The sequence below is a fragment of the Subtercola sp. PAMC28395 genome (assembly GCF_018889995.1).
Lineage (GTDB): Bacteria > Actinomycetota > Actinomycetes > Actinomycetales > Microbacteriaceae > Subtercola.
On sequence record NZ_CP076547.1, the window covers coordinates 466,550 to 482,886 of the forward strand.

The window sequence follows — 16,337 nt, forward strand, 5'->3', positions numbered from 1 at the left end:
TCAGTTCGTCGAAGCCTTCGTCTTCGCGAGGGACTTCTCGTCGACAGGAGCAGTTCCGCTTTCGCGGAGCGCCCTGTAGTACTCGCGCGCCTCGGTCTGGCGCACCGCTTCGGCGCCAGAGGCGATCGGAGCCCGAACATGCTCCGGCCCGTACCCGAAGGCATCCACGAGGTCGAGGGCGTGCGGTCGAAGCCGCAGCGTGAGGCGGTCGATGTAGGCCTCGATGGCGAGCGCACGCTTCGGCGAGAGGCGACCGTGGATCAGGTACCACGCGGCGTGCTTCTGAATGAGCCCCAGCCCGAACAGGTCTCGCAACCAGGTGAGAACCGCCTTCGTCGGTGCGTCGTCGATCCCTGCGAGCGCATCGGTGAACGCCTCCCACTGCAGGAGTTCGGCGTGTGCCCGCGCGGCCTCGATCATGGCGTTCTGGTTCGAATTGAAGAGATCGGCTGCCTTCTTCTTCGAGGACTTGGCAGCTGGGCGGAGCCGCGTCGCGATCTCCGCCACCATCGTCTCCACGCGATCGGTCAGCAGTGATCGCTGCACCTTCGACGATTGCAGCTGGCCGACGGAACGGGCAACCGAACCACGGTCAGAGACATTCTGCGCCAATCGTCGCAGTCCCGTGCCATTGACCGCTCGATCCGCGGCCTGTTCGACGACGTATCGTGCCATGACGCCGGCATCGGCCTTTGCGAACTTGCGGTTGAAATCCGTGAGCAGGCGTTTGGCGACCAGCTGGAGAAGTACGTGGTTGTCTCCCTCGAACGTGGCATACACGTCGAGGTCGGCGCGCAGGCCGGTCAACCTGTTCTCGGCCAGAAAGCCAGCGCCTCCGCACGCTTCGCGCGCCTCCTGCAGGGTGTCGAGGGCGTGCCACGTCGAAAGAGGCTTGAGGGCCGCAGCAAGCGTCTCGAGATCCTGCCGGTCGACGTCTGTGTCGTGCTTGCCGGAGAACACCTCATCGAACTTGGTCAGCAGCACCTCATGGGCGAAACTCGCCGCATAGGTCGTGGCAAGAAGCGGCAGGAGCCTGCTCTGGTGCTTCTGGTAGTCGAGCAGGACTTCTTCGTTCGTGTCGCTGCCCGCGGTGAACTGCCGACGCTGGCTTCCGTACGTGATGGCAATGTTGAGTGCGATCTTCGCGGCAGCAGTGGATGCCCCGTCCAACGAGACGCGGCCCTGAACGAGAGTGCCCAGCATCGTGAAGAAGCGGCGGCCCGGGCTGGCTATCGACGAGGAGTAGACACCCTCGGCAGAAACGTCTCCGTACCGGTTGAGGAGGTTCGCTCGGGGTATCCGCACATCGTCGAAGTGCAGCCGCCCATTGTCGATCCCGTTCAGCCCACCTTTCAACCCATCGTCTTCACCGCCGACGCCGGCCAGGAATGCTCCGTCAGAGTCCCGCAGCGGTACGTAGAGTGCGTGCACTCCGTGGTTCACTCCCTGAGTGATCAACTGGGCGAAGACGACCGCCGCGATGCCGTGCAGTGCAGCATTGCCGAGGTAGTCCTTCCAGGCACCGCGGAACGGCGTGTTCAGCACGAACTCCTGGGTCTCCGGGTCGTAGGTCGCAGTCGTGCCGATGCTGGCGACGTCAGAACCGTGACCCGTCTCGGTCATGGCGAATGCACCGGGCACAGCAAGGCTCATGATGCCGGGCAGGAAGGTGTTGTGGTGGTATTCGGTTCCGAGGTGCAGCACAGCTGCACCGAACAGGCCCCACTGCACGCCGGATTTGATCTGGAGCGAGGGGTCGGCCGTCACGAGTTCTTCGAAACCCGCGATGTTGCCGCCGTGGTCGTCCTGCCCGCCGAGCCTCGTCGGGAACGCCTTGTTCACAGCGCCCTCTGCCACGAGCAGGTGGAGCTGGTCGAGGACTCTCTGGCGATGTTCGGAGAGGGTCTGGCCCTCGATGCGCTGCATCTCTGGGCGCGCTGTGACCCGACGCGCTTCGAGGCGGGCCTCGGCCCAGGTGCCCAGCAGATATTCACCCAGCAACGCGACATCGACAGTCGGCGCAGGGGTGCTGGCCACGAAGGCACCCGAGGTCGACCCATTCACACGCGAATTCTTCGTCGCGCCACCGGACGATGCCGGACGTCGTATCGGCGCCTCGTGTGGGGCAGAAGCCGGAGAAGTGGTGACCATCATTGGTGTCCTCGTCTGTCGAGTGCGTTCAGTGCTGCTCAATCGTGGGGGAATGACTCTCCCCACTGAGTGAGTTCTCCCTCACAGTAAAGGCGAGGCACTGCACGCCCAAGCCGACAGTGCCGGGGCTACAAACTCCCCATGGCCGTATGCTCACCAGTTTGTGAGAACCTCCAATAGACCAGCGTCTTCACAGCAGAGAACGCACAAGGCTGCACCGGTCCCACTGAACGCTGGCCGAACCAGACGGCAGCGCGCATTGAGCCCGATGCGGTCAGACGTTGGCCGCAACGACTTCGAGCAGCCCCTCGCCGAAGGTGTCGAGCTTCTTCTGGCCGATACCGGCGACTCCGTCGAGGTCAGCGGCAACCAGCGGTCGCCTCACGGCGATCTCGCGGAGTGTCGCATCGTGGAAGATCACGTACGCGGGCACACCCATCGTCTTGGCCGTCGTCGACCGCCAGGCACGAAGGGCCTCGAAAAGCGAGATGGCGTCGTCTGGCAGGTCGGCAACTGCGCGCGCCTGTTTCGCGCGCGAACCGCCCGTGCCTGAGCCGGACGAACCCGCGGCGCGGTCTGGCTCCAATCGCATCGGCACCGTCACAGCCCCGCTCAACACGTCGATGCTGGCAGGCGCAAGCACAAGGGTGCCGAACCCGTCGTCGTTCACTGCAAGAAGGCCCTTTGCCAGCAGTTGGCGCACCACACTTCTCCACTGCTGCTCGGAGAGTTCTGAACCGATGCCCCAGACCGCGAGCTCATCGTGACCATACTGGTCGACCCTGGGCGTCTTCTTCGCGCGCAGGATGTCGATGAGATGCCCTGCACCGAACTTCTGGTTGCGTTCGCGCTGCAACCGCACCACGGTCGAAAGCAGCTTCTGAGCGGGAATGGTGCCATCCCACGAGACAGGCGGCACCAGGCAGGTGTCACAGTTGCCGCATGGCACACTCGTCTGGCCGAAGTAGCCGAGCAGGTTCACCCGCCGGCAGTCGATCGTCTCGCAGAGCGCGAGCATGGCATCGAGGTGGGAGGAGAGTTTGCGGCGGTGTGCGAGGTCACCCGGGGACTGCTCGATCATTCTGCGCTGCTGCACCACGTCTTGCAGGCCGTAGGCCAGCCAGGCCGTCGACGGTTGGCCGTCTCGACCGGCCCGACCTGTCTCCTGGTAGTAGCCCTCCACCGATTTCGGCAGGTCGATGTGCGCGACGAACCTCACGTCGGGCTTGTCGATACCCATGCCGAACGCGATCGTGGCCACGATGACCACGCCGTCTTCGCGCAGGAACCGTGCCTGGGTGCGGGAGCGCAGCCCGCTCTCCAGCCCCGCGTGGTACGGCAGCGCGTTGACCCCGTTCGCCGAAAGGAATTGCGCTGTCTGCTCGACGGTCTTGCGTGAGAGGCAGTACACGATGCCCGCGTCGCCATCGTGCTCGCGACGGATCAACGAGAGCAGTTGCTGCCGCACCTCGCCTTTACCCTCGATGCGATACCGGATGTTCGGCCGATCGAAGCTCGCGACGTAGTGCCGCGCGTCGCCGAGTTTCAGTCTCTGCGTGATCTCGGTGTGGGTTGCAGCCGTCGCCGTCGCCGTCAGGGCGATCCTCGGAACCTCGGGCCAGCGGTCGGCCAGATCGGAAAGACTCAGGTAGTCGGGCCTGAAGTCATGGCCCCACTGCGACACGCAGTGGGCTTCGTCGATCGCGAAGAGAGCAATTCTCCCGTTGTCGAGAAACCGCTTCGTGCTCTCGGACGAGAGTCGCTCTGGTGCCACGTACAGCAGATCGAGTTCGCCGGCGAGATACGCACTCTCGACCCGATCGCGTTCTGAGGCGTCTTGGGTCGAGTTCAGGAATGCCGCCCTCACCCCGACCGCCAACAAAGCGTCGACCTGATCCTGCATGAGAGCAATGAGAGGAGAGATGACAACCCCGGTGCCGTCACGAAGGAGCGCAGGGATCTGGTAACACAACGACTTGCCACCGCCGGTCGGCATCAGCACAACAGCGTCACCACCCGCGGCCACGTGGCTGATGACGGCGGCCTGGTCGCCGCGGAAGTCGTCGTAACCGAACACTCTCTTGAGCAACTGGCGCGCTGGGTCAGCCTGCTCGAGCCCTGCCTGCTCGGGGCTGACCTGCTCGGGGCTGGCCTGCTCAGGTCTGGCCTGCTCAGGGCTGGCCTGCTCAGGTCTGGCCTCTGCAGACCCGCCGCCGACCCGCGTACTCACCGCATCATCGAGAGTGGGTGCAGCAGAGTCGAATGTCATGTGCCCAGCTTAGTTTTGACTCCTGACACACCACCCCTGCCTGTTCGACCCTGTGGAGAACTTCTCTCCACAGCATGATCAACAGACCACGTGCCGCGTTAGGCTCGGGTCACATGATCCCCACGCTTCTCGGAATCACAGGCGCCTTGGTCTACGGTTCTGCCGACTTTCTCGGCGGCCTCGCCTCGAAGCGCCTGAACCCGGTGCTCGTGACAGCGCTGGCGGCAGCATCCGGCCTCGCGATTCTCCTCGCCGTCTACCCGATCATCGGCGGCGCCTTCAGCTGGTCGGCAGCGATCTGGGGAGCCCTCTCCGGTGTCGCCGGTGCGATCGCACTTTCGCTCCTCTATGCCTGCCTCGCCATCGGGCCGATGAGCATCCTCTCGCCGCTCACTGCCCTCGTCTCGGCGATCGTACCCATGGTTGTCGGCTTGCTGACAGGCACACGGTTCGGCATCATCGGCTACCTCGGCCTGGTTGTCGCACTGGTCGCGGTCGTGCTCGTCGGCTTCGTGCCCGAGAAGGGTGCAGTGCGACCGAGTCTTCGCGGCATCGGTATGGCCGTCGGCTCGGGAGCGATGATCGGCGTCTTTCTGATTCTGATCAACCAGACTCCAGAAGACTCCGGAATCGTGCCGCTGCTCTTCAATCGAGCGGTGAATGCGACCCTGCTGTTGGGCGTCGCTCTGGTGATCTTTCTCACGAGTCGCACGAAGAGAGCCGGCGTCGACGCCGGAACGCGGACTGGATCTCCCGCCAGGCTCGGAGTGTCGCTTGCTGCCGGGTGCGGCATCGTCGACGCCCTGGGCAATATTCTGCTGCTTACCGGGTTGCACCTCGGCGACCTGGTCACCATGTCGGTACTCACGGCGATGTATCCGGCCGGAACCATCATTCTCGCCGCGATCGTGTTGCGCGAGCGCATCGCGCCCGTGCAGATCGTCGGCCTGGTTCTGGCGTTGTCAGCTGCCGGAATGCTCGCCCTCGGGTAGGCCACTACACGAGTGGGGCCCGTACCCACTACGGTAAGAAAGAAATCGCCGAATTCTCGGCAGATTGCAACAGTTTGACTAGCGCACAGCGCGCGCCTCGAGGGGAACACTCATCATGGATTTTTGGAACAACATCTGGAACGTCATCGGCATCTTCTTCTGGAGCTTCGCGTTCATCGCGTACCTCTTCGCTCTGTTTGCGATCATCGGTGACCTGTTCCGCGACCACAAACTGAACGGCGTCTTCAAGGCGATCTGGATCCTCTTCCTGATCTTCGTGCCGTTCCTCACCGCGCTGGTCTACCTGATCGCCCGTGGCGGCGGCATGGCAGAGCGCCAGGTCAAACAGGTCAAAGAAGCCCAGTCGGCCACCGACCAGTACATCCGCACGGTTGCAGGCTCGAGCCCGTCTGACGAGATTGCCAAGGCGAAGGCCCTCCTCGACGCTGGCACGATCACCTCGGTCGAATACGACGCGATCAAGGCACACGCCCTTTCAGGCAAGTAGAACACACAGCTCACACACCGATTCACGTCGCGGCCGGTTCGGGCACGACGAGTCAGTCGCAGAGCGAAGAAGCCCCGCCGGTCATCCAGTTGACCGTCGGGGCTTCTTCGTGCAGCATGCGTATCCCGGGCTACCGCTTCGGCAGCGCACGGTCGAGGTCGTCGATCAGATCATCGACGTTCTCGATACCGACCGACAGGCGAATGATGTTGTCAGGCACTTCGAGGGCGGTCCCTCGCACCGAGGCGTGCGTCATCTCGCTGGGGTACCCCACGAGCGATTCGACACCACCGAGCGACTCGGCGAGCTGGAACACCTTCGTCGACTCGGCGAACTTGCGCGCGGCCTTGGCACCCGCCCGGATTCCGAGCGAGATCATGCCACCGAAACCCGACATCTGCTTCTTCGCGAGCTCGTGCCCGGGGTGCGACTCCAGGCCCGGGTAGTAGATGCGCTCGATTGCCGGATGACCGACCAGGTGTTCGGCGATCGCCTGGGCATTGGCGCTGTGCCTGTCCATGCGAACGGCCAACGTCTTGATTCCGCGGACGGTGAGCCACGCATCCATCGGCCCGGAGACAGCGCCCGCGGCGAACTGCTGGAAACCCACCTTGTCGGCAAGCTCCGCGTCGCTCATGACGAGGGCTCCCCCGAGAATGTCGGAGTGGCCGCCGAGGTACTTCGTGGTCGAGTGCACCACAACGTCGGCCCCGAGCGCCAGCGGCTTCTGGAGGTAGGGCGATGCAAAGGTGTTGTCGACCACCACGATGGCTCCCGCAGCGTGACCGATCTCGGCAAGCTCGCCGACGTCGCTGATCTTCATCAGTGGGTTGCTCGGGGTCTCGAGCCAGAGCACCTTCGTCTTGCCCTTGACCACAGCCTTCTGCACGGCATTGAGATCCATCATCTCGACGGTGTCGTTCTCGATGCCAGACCGGCTGTGGATCTTGTTGATGAGGCGATGAGTGCCACCGTAGACGTCGTTTCCGAGTACCACGTGGTCACCGGGCTCCAGAACAGCGCGAAGCAGTGCGTCTTCGGCTGCGAGTCCCGACGCGAACGAGAACGCATGGGTTCCGCCTTCGAGGGCGGCCAGCAGGGTTTCGAGTGATGTGCGGGTGGGGTTGCCACCGCGTGCGTATTCATAACCGCCGCGAAAGTTGCCGATTCCGTTCTGCACGAAGGTCGACGTCTGGTAGATCGGCGGAATGATGGCGCCCGTAGTGGGGTCGAACTCCTGGCCGGCGTGGATGGCGAGTGTCTCGAAGTGCTGCTTGTTGGGCATGGTGTGTCCTCAAGCGCCGGGTAGGGCGCGGTTCGTAGGTGTGACGAGCGGTTATTCGCTCAGGAAGCTCAGCAGGTCCTGCCGGGTGATCACGGAGACGGGTTTGCCGTCGTCGACGACCAGGAGCGCCTGCGAGGCGCGGAATGCCTGCCTGGCCGCGCCCACCGACTCGTTGATTCCAATGAGCGGGAGAGCATCGCTGGCGAACCCGCCGACCTTGTCTGTCATGCTCGCGGCGCCGCTGAAAACCTGCTCGAGCAGGGACTGCTCGTTGAGCGAGCCGACGACCTCGCCGATCACGACGGGGGGTTCCGCGCTCAGCACGGGCAGCTGCGAGACACCATACTTCGTCATGATGCCGATGGCGTCGTGCACGGTGTCGGTCGGGTGCGCGTGCACGAGGTCGGGCATTGCCCCACTCTTCAGGCTGATGAGTTCGCGCACGGTGCTCTCGGTCGACTCGTCGCTGAAGCCGTACGACCGCATCCACTTCTCATTGAAGATCTTGCCGAGGTACCCGCGACCGCCGTCGGGGAGGAGAACAACCACGACAGCGTCGGCCGGGAGGTCTTTCGCGACTTTGAGTGCCACCGAGACGGCGAGTCCGCTCGAACCCCCTACGAGCAGGCCCTCTTCGAGCGCAAGCCGGCGGGTCATGTCGAACGACTCCGCATCGTTGGACGCGATCACGGCGTCCACGACACTGGGGTCGTAGGCTGCGGGCCAGAAGTCCTCGCCGACGCCTTCGACGAGGTACGGGCGCCCCGTGCCCCCGGAGTAGACCGAGCCTTCGGGGTCTGCTCCGATCACCTTCACCCGGGCATCCGAGATCTCCTTGAGGTATTTGCCGGTGCCACTGATCGTGCCGCCGGTGCCAACTCCGGCCACGAAGTGCGTCACGCGCCCGTCGGTGTCGCGCCAGATCTCTGGACCGGTCGATTCGTAGTGGCTGAGCGGGCCATTGGGGTTCGCGTACTGGTTCGGCTTGAACGCACCTTCGATCTCGGCTGCGAGGCGGTCAGAGACCGAGTAGTACGAATCCGGATGATCGAGGGCAACCGCCGTGGGAGTGACGACGATCTCGGCACCGTAGGCCGTCAGCACGTTGCGCTTGTCTTCGCCGACCTTGTCGGGCAGTACGAAGACACAGCGGTAGCCGCGCTGCTGGGCCACGAGCGCCAGGCCCACACCGGTGTTGCCCGAAGTCGGCTCGACGATGGTGCCGCCGGGCTTCAACAGGCCGTCGCGCTCGGCGGCATCGATGATACGGATCGCGATGCGGTCTTTGGCCGAGCCGCCGGGGTTCAGATACTCGATCTTCGCGAGCACCGTGGCGGCGATGCCGTCGGTCACCCGGTTGAGTTTCACCAGAGGAGTGTTGCCGATGAGGTCGAGCACAGTTTCCGCGTATTTCACTTCTTAAACGTACCAGCGAAGAATTTCGTGTTACCCGGCACCCGGGATCCAGCGTAGAACGAGTCATCCGCGCACGAGGGTCACCGCACCGAGACCTGCTCCACGTACAGGGCCGAATAGGCGCCCCCGCGCTCGAGCAGGTCTGCGTGCGTGCCCTTCTCGACGATCAGCCCGTCTTCGATGACGAAGATGACGTCGGCTGACACGACCGTCGAGAGGCGATGTGCGATGGCGATGGTGGTGCGCCCCCGCGCTGCCGTGTCAAGCGCTGCCTGGACGATGCGCTCTGAGATCGAGTCGAGGGCGCTCGTCGCCTCGTCGAGAATGAGTACAGCTGGGTCTTTGAGCAGAACCCTCGCGATCGCGATGCGCTGTTTCTCGCCGCCCGAGAGACGGTACCCACGCTCCCCCACCATTGTGTCGTACCCGTCGTCGAAGCTCATGATGCGATCGTGGATGTTCGCCTGCGTCGCCGCTTCTTCGAGTTCGGACTGTGTCGCATCGGGCTTTGCGTAGCGGAGGTTGTCGGCCACGGTGGCGTGAAAGAGGTAGGTCTCCTGGCTCACGATACCCAGATGCGAAACCAGCGATTCCTGGCGGAGCTCGCGAACGTCCACACCTGCGAAGAGCACTCGACCACCCGTGGCTTCGTAGAACCGTGGGATCAGCGAGGAGATCGTCGTCTTTCCTGCGCCCGACGGCCCCACGAACGCCGCGAACTGGCCGGGCTCGATCTCGAAACTGATTCCACCCAGCGTGGGCCGCGAGGTCGGCGAGGCGTCGGCGTAACGGAAGGAGACGTTCTCGAACGCCACGCTGCCCAGCTGGTCCGGAACAGGCGAAGCAACGCCAAGAGAATCCGGCGCCGGGCCAGGCACGTCACGAGCATCCGGGCCGTCGACGATCGAGGGCACCAGATCCATGTATTCGAAGATCCGTGCAAAGAGTGCGCCAGAGGTCTGCAGGTCAAGCGCCACGCGCAGCAGCCCCAGAAGCGGGAACAGCAACCGGGCCTGAACGGTGGTGAAGGCAACGATCGTGCCTGCTGTGATGTCGGCAGCGCCGTTGTTCAGCAGAAGTCCGGCGACGAGGTAGACGATCGCCGGAATACTCGACAGGAAGATGCTGACCATGGCGAAGAACCACTGGCCGCTCATCTGCTGGCTCACCTGCAGGCGAACCTGGTTGTCGTTCTCCTTCGAATAGCGGGCAATCTCGCTGTTCTGACGGTTGAAACTCTTCGACAGCAGGATGCCCGAAACGCTCAGCGTCTCCTGGGTGATGGCCGTCATGTCAGACAGCGATTCCTGCGTCTTCGTGGCGATCCGCGCTCGAACCTGGCCTACCTTGCGCTGGGCGATCACGAGGATCGGCATCAGGATGATCGCCACGATCGTCAGCTGCCAATTCAGCAGCAGCATGGCGACGAAGGCGGCGATCACTGTGACGGTGTTGCCGAGCACGCTCGAGATGGTGTTGGTGAGAACTGCGGCCACACCACCGACATCGTTCTGAAGCCGCGACTGGATGACGCCGGTCTTCGTCTTGGTGAAGAAACTGAGTTCCATCGCCTGCAGGTGAGTGAACAGGCTGACACGCATCGCCCCCATGACCTTGTTGCCCACGGTGGCGGTCAGGTAGGTCTGCCAGACACCGAGCAGCGTCGAGACGACATAGATCACGATCATCAGGGCGATGATGCCGGTCAACACCGGCACATTCGGCCCGCCGCCCGCGACAGGGAACAACCCGTCGTCGAAGGCTCGCTGCGTGAGCAGCGGCGGCACTACCGAGAGTGCCGCCGCCACCAGAACGAGGATGACCGTCAGTGCGATCTGTGGCCGATACGGAGCGAACAGTTGGGTGATGCGCCCGAAGAGGTTGTCGACCTTCGGCGCCTGGGCGTTCCGGGCCTTCTGCGCCTGGACGTCGCCACCGCCCATCAAACCACCGCCACCACCACGACCACCGCGACCCACTGAACTCATGGGTTCAGGCTACGCCGCTCTGTGGCCCTGTTACCCCTTCGTCGAGCCTGCCAGCAGTCCACGCACGAAGTAACGCTGAAGGCTGAAGAACACGATCAACGGCACGACCAGCGAGACGAAGGCAGCAGCCGTGAGGCGCTGCCATTCACTGCCTCGGCTACCGGTGAGCTCGGCAAGTCGCTGGGTCAGAGGCGCCACCTCAGGCGAACCACCCGAGAACACCAGCGCGACGAGCAGGTCATTCCACACCCAGAGGAACTGGAAGATGGCGAACGACGCGAGTGCCGGCATCGCGAGCGGAATGATGATCCGCAGGAAGATCTGCCCGTGAGATGCCCCGTCGACCCGCGCTGCCTCGATCACTTCGCCGGGAACCTGCGAGATGAAGTTGTAGAGCAGGAAGATTGCCAGCGGCAGAGCGAACGCCGTGTGGGCGATCCACAACTGCGCGTACGTTCCGGTCGGGATCGGCGGGATGATGGTCGTGCTGCCGATCTGGACACCCTTCGAGAAGAGCTGAAGAAGGGGGATCAGCGCCATCTGCAGCGGCACGATCTGGAGCGCGAAAACCAGGATGAAGACGACGTCGCGGCCCTTCCACTTCATCCACGAAAAAGCGTAGGCAGCCATCGACGCCAGGATCAACGGGAAGATGGTCGCCGGAATGCTGATGGCGATCGAGTTCACGAAATACTGGCCCAGTTGCGGCGCGCTCGACGATGAGGCGAAGAGCACCTCTTTGTAGTTGTCGAGGGTGAGGCCGGGATTGGTGAAGATCGTCCACCAGCCGGTGGTCTTGATGAGCACCTCGGGGCGGAACGACGACAACAACAGGCCGAAGGTCGGGATCGTCCAGACGACAGCGATCACCAGGGCCGCAACAGTCGCCCACCGCGACGTGAGGTTCTTCTTGACTCGCGCCGTCTTCGTGGTGGCGGCGACATACTCTTCTTCGAGCGACCGGGTGGCTCCACCCGGGATTGGAAGCTCGACTGGTGCGACGCTCATCGGATCTCCCTCTGCTTGCGCAAGACTCTCACGTTGTAAATGACGATCGGCAGAACCAGCACGAACAGGATCAACGCCAGTGCTGAGCCCCGCCCCGGTTCACCAGCACGGAAGGCCTGGGTGTACATCTCGTTGGCGAGCACGCTGGTGTCGAAGTTTCCGGCTGTCATCGTTCGCACGATGTCGAAGACCTTCAGTGTGGCGATCGAGATGGTCGTCACGACCACGACGAGCGAGCTCTGGATGCCCGGGATGGTCACGTTCGTGAACCGCTGCCAGGCGTTGGTGCCGTCGAGCTGGGCCGCTTCGATGATCTCCGTGGGAACGCCCTTGATCGCGGCGGAGAGCACCACCATTGCGAACCCGGTCTGGATCCAGACCATGACGACGATCAGCAGCAGAGTGTTCGCAGGAACGGACTGCAACCACTGCACAGGCTCACCGCCCAGCCACACGACGATCTGGTTCAGGAGCCCGATCTGGTTGACACCCGTGGGCCGATACTCGTACACGAACTTCCAGATGATGCTCGCGCCGACGAATGAGATCGCCATCGGCATGAAGACAAGCGCCTTGAAGTAGCGCTCACCGCGGGACTTGTCGATGAAGACCGCGTAGGCGAGGCCGATCGCGGTCGCGGCCAGCGGAGTCAGGATGACCCAGATGATCGTGTTGCGAAGACTCACGAGGGAGTCAGGCTGGGTGAACACCCACACGAAGTTCTCGCCACCGATGAAGTTGCCCTTGCCGTCGAAAAGCGAGGCGATCGCCGTTCTGATGGCCGGATAGACAAGACCGATGATGAGGAAGAGGAACGCCGGAGTCACGAAACCGATGAGTTGAACGACATCTTTTCGCTTTTTCGGTGCCCGGTCGATGAGGAACAGCAGTAGTCCGATCACTGCGGCGAAAGCCGCAAGTGCCACTACTACTTGAACGATTTTGTTGATTAGGTCGGTGGTTGTCATGGCTCACCCCTTTAGATACGTCTTTGGACCAAAGCGAGATTGCTGCGCGGCACCTCTGAGGGTACCGCGCAGCAATCTCGTGTGCACTGGTTAGTGAGTTGCTACTTTGTCGGCCAGGTTGACTGGATGAACTCGGTCACCGTCTGGGTGCTGTCACCGTTGATCCAGTTGACAATGCCCTTCCAGAAGGAGTTCGAGCCGACGGCGGCGGGCATCAGGTCAGACGCGTCGAACCGGAACGTGGTGTTCGGGTCCTGCAGGATCTTGATGCTCTGCACGGCCAGGGGCGACTGGGCGTTCGCGGGGTCGAGACCCTTGTTCGCGCTGATCACACCACCGAGCTTGACGCGGTTGTTGGCCCACAGTGCGCTGGAGAGGTACGTCTGCACTGCGGTGATCTGGTCGCTCGTCTTGAACGCGCCGACGAGCTCGCCACCACCGGTGACAGCCTGGGCTCCACCTGCAGCTGCAGGAGGCATGAGGAAGCCGTAGACGTCTCCGTCTTCAGCGACCTTCGTGCCCTTGGGCCACTGTGCCTCGTAGAACGAAGCCTGGTGCATCATGGCGCACTGGCTCTGGAGGATCGGCAGACCGGCGTCCTGGAAGGTCGTCGAGTTGACGCTGGTCACGTCGCCGAAGCCGGCGTTCACGTAGGCCGGGTTCTTCAGGAAGTTGCCGACGTAGTCGAATGCCTTCGTGATCTGCGGGTCGGTGAACTTGACATCGTTGGTGACCCACTTGTCGTAGACGTCAGGGCCTGACTGGCGAAGCACGACGTCTTCGATCCAGTCGGTGCCCGGCCATCCACTGGCCTCACCCGATGCGAAACCTGCACACCACGGCTTGGCTTTGCCGTCGGCCGCGATCTTGGCGGTCAGGGTGTTCAGCTCGTCGAGGGTCTTCGGGATGGTGTAGCCGTTGCTCTTGAAGAACGTCGGCGAGTACCAGATGTAGCCCTTGACGCTGGCCATCAGCGGTGCACCGTAGAAGGTGCCATCGACGGTGCCGTACTTCTTCCAGTCAGCAGACCAGTTCTTGTCGACGTTGTCGGAGACCGACTGGGGTGCTGGCTTGAGGTAGCCACCGGCCACCATCGAGGCGAGCAGGCCCGGCTGCGGGAAGATCGCGAGGTCGGGCGGGTTGCCACCCTGTGCGCGAACGTTGATCTGGGTCTCGAACTCCTGGCTGCCCTCGTACTTGATGGTGATTCCGGTGCACTTCTCGAAATCGGCCCAGGACTGGTTCAGCTGGTCTGCCTCGACGTCGACGATCGTCGAGTAGATGCTCACCGTGGGTGAACCGGTGAAGGTGCCGTAGCTTGCGTAGTGTTCGCAACCTGCTGCGGCAGTGCCGCCAGACGAAGCCGGCGCGTCACCGGTACAGCCTGTCAGCGCAAGACCCAGAACGGCCAAGCCTGCCAGAGGGATGATCACTCGCTTGTCACGGGTGAGTCTCATGGATTTCCTCCTCATTGAGTACGGTTGGGAAGCACGCGAACCGCGGTTGTTATCGAAATAGCAAGCGCTTCCAGTGACAAACACTAAGCGCCTTGGCGGCTTGGGGCAAGCCCGTTTCGGCATTTATCCGACCCGTTGCCGAATCGTTATCTGGGAGACTACACAGTAAATGATCGCGCTCTCATCCGCAAGACAAAAGGGGCGCCAGGGTTTTCACCCTGACGCCCCTTCGTGAGAGCTGTGAAGCGGAGTTACTTGAGGGTAACCGTCGCGCCGGCTGCCTGCAGCTGGGCGACTGCCTTGTCGGCAGCTTCCTTGTTGACGCCTTCGAGAACAGGCTTGGGTGCTCCGTCAACGAGTGCCTTCGCCTCACCGAGGCCGAGGCTGGTGATAGCGCGCACCTCCTTGATGACCTGGATCTTCTTCTCGCCAGCGGCCTCGAGGATGACGTCGAACGCCGTCTTCTCTTCGACCTCTTCGACGGCCGCAGCAGCGCCACCGGCAGCAGCGACTGCCACGGGAGCAGCAGCGGTGACCTCGAAGACCTCTTCGAACTTCTTCACGAACTCGCTGAGCTCAATGAGCGTGAGCTCCTTGAAGGCATCGATGAGCTCGTCTTGTGACAGCTTTGCCATTTTTTTCTCCTTGTGTTGGTTTGTGTTTACTACCGACGGTCAGGTGCGACTCGCGTGCGGAATGCACGGGGTCACAACCTAGTTGCCGGACTCCTGCTTCTCGCGCAGCGCCTCGACCGTGCGAACGGCCTTCGAGAGCGGTGCGTTGAACAGATAGGCGACACCGAACAGCGAAGCCTTGGCGGCACCGGCGAACTTCGCCAGCAACACCTCCCGGCTTTCGAGGTCGGCGAGCTTGGTGACCTCTTCAGCGGTCAGCGGGTTACCGTCGAAGTAACCGCCCTTCACGCTCAGAAGAGGGTTTGCCTTGGCAAAGTCGCGCAGAGCCTTTGCCACGGTCACGGGGTCACCGTGAACGAAAGCGATAGCGGAAGGACCCACCAGTTCGTCGTCAAACGAAGTGATGCCGGCCTTGTTGGCCGCGATCTTGGTCAGCGTGTTCTTTACCACGGCGTAGGTGGCGTGCTCACTGATCGAACGGCGCAGCTTTGTCAGCTGCGCAACAGTGAGACCGCGGTACTCAGTAAGCAGAACGGCGGTCGAGCTCTCGAAAAGTTCGGAGAGTTCGGCAACCGTGGCTTCTTTGTTCGCCATGGCGCTCCTTGGATAAATAGTTTTCGTTGAAAAACTGTGCTGGGCAGCCCCGGTAACACAACAAAAAAAGCTCCGGCACAGGAGTGCGGAGCTTGGATTTCAGCTGGCATGGATGACCGTGGTCATTCACAACCCGAAGAAACTGACTTCGAACACCTGCGCGGGCTTCGCTTCTGCGAAACTTCGACCGGAGCACACGTCTTCGTTCTCACGAATCTGCGCACACCGATGACCAGCGGTCTTTGGCTTCGTACAGACTAGCCTGTCGTGACCCCGGCACGCAACTCGCCGGCGTTGAAAGGCTGGGGGCGACCGAAGATGGCGTCCACTCCGGTGGAGAACAGCACAGAGTCGGGCGGCCTGTTGGCCACACCCGGGAGCCCCGCGCGGGTGATGAGCGTGTCTGAGAAGTCGAGCAGCTCCGCCTGCTGCAACGGCCACGGCTGGTGGTTGTTCGGCAGGTAGAGCGTTCGGCCGAGGTGCCTTGAGAACAGCGCCCAGCGGGCGGTGAGAAAGTCGGCCAGGGCATCCGGATGCTCGATGCGGGCGCCCGGCCGCACCGACACTGCAGAGTCGACCTCACCCCGGGGAGTCGAATGCCTGCGCGAGGTGTACACGATCGTTCCCCCGGTCTTGCGAACGCGCATGTGCGACCAGATGTACGGGAGCCCGAACGCCACTCGTGCGCCGAGGACTGCCGCGAGTCGCTCGGCCTCGAGCGAGAGGAAGACGACTCCCCGACGCCCCTCTGCGTCGCGCGCATAGAGGCGCACGTTGGTCTCGTGGAACGTTCCGTAGAACGGGAGTGCCGGGGAGGGGCCGAACTGCGTGTTGCGAAGCGTGAACGGCACCAGGCCTACCCACGAGCTTCCGTCGAACTCATCGGGAACGATTCCCGCGGGCATGAGGGAGGCAGCGACTGCGCTGTCGATGCGCCAGTGGAGAAAGGTGAGGTTGCGCCACTGCTGGCGCAGGATCGGGCGGGTGATGGCGTGCGGAGAGGAACTCACGGAACCATTCTGTACCTGTGGCGCGTGATCGGTATCGTCATCGAGATGCGCCGGGA

The 16,337-nt window shown here is 62.9% G+C and carries 13 protein-coding genes; 2 read left to right on the forward strand and 11 right to left on the reverse strand.

All coding sequences use genetic code 11. From position 1 onward, the window contains the following. Positions 1-2,154 carry an acyl-CoA dehydrogenase gene (locus KPL76_RS02285; RefSeq protein ID WP_371733925.1) on the reverse strand — a complete coding sequence of 718 codons (2,154 nt, stop codon included), beginning with the start codon at positions 2,152-2,154 and terminating at the stop codon, positions 1-3. A 271-nt stretch (positions 2,155-2,425) separates the two neighbouring features. Continuing rightward, entirely contained in the window at positions 2,426-4,420 is a 1,995-nt protein-coding gene (gene recQ, locus KPL76_RS02290) for a DNA helicase RecQ (protein WP_216334816.1), read from the reverse strand. 113 nt (positions 4,421-4,533) lie between these two features. Here recQ and KPL76_RS02295 point away from each other — a divergent pair, with 113 nt between their 5' ends. Together KPL76_RS02295 and KPL76_RS02300 are read left to right on the forward strand one after the other, a co-directional pair. Next, positions 4,534-5,412, forward strand: a complete 879-nt coding sequence (locus KPL76_RS02295; RefSeq protein WP_216334818.1) for a DMT family transporter — start codon at positions 4,534-4,536, stop codon at positions 5,410-5,412. 115 nt (positions 5,413-5,527) lie between these two features. Continuing rightward, the gene (locus tag KPL76_RS02300; RefSeq protein WP_205106774.1) at positions 5,528-5,920 is read left to right on the forward strand and encodes an SHOCT domain-containing protein; all 393 of its coding nucleotides are present in this window, start codon (positions 5,528-5,530) and stop codon (positions 5,918-5,920) included. 130 nt (positions 5,921-6,050) lie between these two features. On the opposite strand, the gene KPL76_RS02305 is transcribed toward KPL76_RS02300, so the two are convergent. From KPL76_RS02305 to KPL76_RS02345, 9 genes are all read right to left on the reverse strand, one after another. Further along, positions 6,051-7,205 carry a cystathionine gamma-synthase gene (locus KPL76_RS02305; protein ID WP_216334820.1) on the reverse strand — a complete coding sequence of 385 codons (1,155 nt, stop codon included), beginning with the start codon at positions 7,203-7,205 and terminating at the stop codon, positions 6,051-6,053. A 51-nt stretch (positions 7,206-7,256) separates the two neighbouring features. Beyond that, entirely contained in the window at positions 7,257-8,621 is a 1,365-nt protein-coding gene (locus tag KPL76_RS02310) for a cystathionine beta-synthase (RefSeq protein WP_216334821.1), read from the reverse strand. An 80-nt stretch (positions 8,622-8,701) separates the two neighbouring features. Continuing rightward, positions 8,702-10,609, reverse strand: coding sequence for an ABC transporter ATP-binding protein (locus KPL76_RS02315; RefSeq protein WP_216334823.1), 1,908 nt, complete (start codon positions 10,607-10,609; stop codon positions 8,702-8,704). A 30-nt stretch (positions 10,610-10,639) separates the two neighbouring features. Beyond that, positions 10,640-11,617: a carbohydrate ABC transporter permease gene (locus KPL76_RS02320; RefSeq protein ID WP_216334825.1), complete on the reverse strand. Its 978-nt coding sequence runs from the start codon at positions 11,615-11,617 to the stop codon at positions 10,640-10,642. Then, positions 11,614-12,585 carry a carbohydrate ABC transporter permease gene (locus tag KPL76_RS02325; protein ID WP_216334827.1) on the reverse strand — a complete coding sequence of 324 codons (972 nt, stop codon included), beginning with the start codon at positions 12,583-12,585 and terminating at the stop codon, positions 11,614-11,616. The genes KPL76_RS02320 and KPL76_RS02325 overlap by 4 nt, the downstream gene beginning before the upstream one ends. A 101-nt stretch (positions 12,586-12,686) precedes the next feature. Further along, entirely contained in the window at positions 12,687-14,042 is a 1,356-nt protein-coding gene (locus tag KPL76_RS02330; RefSeq protein WP_216334829.1) for an ABC transporter substrate-binding protein, read from the reverse strand. Between the two features lie 251 nt (positions 14,043-14,293). Further along, the gene (gene rplL, locus KPL76_RS02335) at positions 14,294-14,677 is read right to left on the reverse strand and encodes a 50S ribosomal protein L7/L12 (RefSeq protein ID WP_205106759.1); all 384 of its coding nucleotides are present in this window, start codon (positions 14,675-14,677) and stop codon (positions 14,294-14,296) included. A gap of 78 nt (positions 14,678-14,755) precedes the next feature. Further along, positions 14,756-15,271: a 50S ribosomal protein L10 gene (gene rplJ / locus KPL76_RS02340; RefSeq protein ID WP_216334831.1), complete on the reverse strand. Its 516-nt coding sequence runs from the start codon at positions 15,269-15,271 to the stop codon at positions 14,756-14,758. A gap of 257 nt (positions 15,272-15,528) precedes the next feature. Next, positions 15,529-16,281 (reverse strand): YqjF family protein, encoded by a 753-nt coding sequence (locus KPL76_RS02345; RefSeq protein WP_253202123.1) that lies wholly within the window; start codon positions 16,279-16,281, stop codon positions 15,529-15,531. Between the last annotated feature and the right edge of the window lie 56 nt (positions 16,282-16,337).